Annotated in this window: 2 protein-coding genes; both read right to left on the bottom strand. The window is 70.4% G+C overall.

The features are described from left to right. The coding region (locus tag DSP71_RS18225) for a prolipoprotein diacylglyceryl transferase family protein (protein WP_181800779.1) at positions 1–550 on the bottom strand (550 nt) is incomplete at its 3' end. Then, positions 550–1,233 (bottom strand): M23 family metallopeptidase (locus DSP71_RS18220; RefSeq protein WP_181800778.1); only part of this gene is annotated, 684 nt, incomplete at its 5' end. The genes DSP71_RS18220 and DSP71_RS18225, both read right to left, overlap by 1 nt.

The following is a 1,233-nucleotide window of genomic DNA, read 5'->3' as shown; positions in this document are numbered from 1 at the left end:
TCCCCGCCGGGGTCCCCGGCGGGATCGCGGGGGCTGAGGGGTCGATCTGCAGCCCCCACGGTAAGGTGGTGGGCGGGCCGAACAGCTCCTGGTTGAAGTAGTTCCCCAGCCGTCCCACCGCCTGGGCGACCAGCATCCCCGGCGCGAGCGCGTCCAGGAACAGCAGCACCGGGATCCCGGCGCGACGGGTGCCGATCACAATCCCGACCAGCCCGCCCAGGATCGCACCGAAGATTGCGATCCCGCCTTCCCAGATGTAGAGCACCCGCCACAGGTCCGCGCCAGGGAAGAAGTAGTCGCCGGGATGGGTGAGCACATGGTAGATCCGGGCGCCGAGGATCCCGAACGGCACCGCCCACATCGCCACATCCACCACGACCCCGGCCGGGTGCCCGACCGCCCGCAGCCGACGGCCGGTGATCAGCACCGCCAGCACGATCCCGGCCAGGATCGCCAGCGCGTAGAACCGGATCTGGAACGGACCGACCTGAACGAAGCTGATCCCCGGGCTCGGGATCAGCGCCGGAGCCACAATGAGGAGTGCGTCCATCAGGGCCTCACCCTCGCCGGAAGCCACGCCAGCGGGTCCACCGCTTCGCCTCCGGTGCGGATCTCGAAGTGCAGGTGTGCGCCGAAGCTGCGTCCACTGTCCCCGACCCGGCCGACCATCTGCCCCACCCGCACGGTCTGTCCCGGGGTCAGGGCGAGGGACCCTTCCCGCATGTGCGCGTACGCGCTTTCCACGACCTGCCCGTCGATCTCGTGCCGGATCACCACGTACACCCCGTACGCGCCGCCCTGCTCCGTCGCGGTGGTGACCACCCCGTCGGCGATCGCCTGGATCGGGGTGCCGATCCCGGGGGTCATGTCCAGTCCGGCATGGAAATTTGAGCAGGACGGGCATGGCGGGGTGCGGTACCCGAACGTGCTGCTGATCGGCACTCCCACGGTGAACGGCCACTGCACCGCCGATGCCGGGTCGTTGGTGAATGTGTCCGCGGTGTGCGCGTACGACTCGGTCCCGACGGGGGCGGTCACCGCCACCGTGTAGTCCCCGCGCACCATCACCGTCCCGGTGACGGTGTCGGGGGTGGTGAACGACTGGGCGCGCACCGGGGTGCGGGTCGCCTCGACGGCGAACACCGGCTCCGGCGTCAACGGGATCAGCAACGGCAGTCCGGCGATCGACGCGACCGGGAGCATCACCGCGCCGGCGAGCATCCGGGATCGGGT

Origin of the sequence: Microbacterium sp. H6 (assembly GCF_003314775.1) — a bacterium.
In the GTDB taxonomy this organism is placed as follows: Bacteria; Actinomycetota; Actinomycetes; order Actinomycetales; family Microbacteriaceae; genus Microbacterium; species Microbacterium oxydans.
The sequence above is the reverse complement of the archived record's forward strand: the minus strand, read 5'-3'. Positions and strand labels throughout refer to the sequence as shown.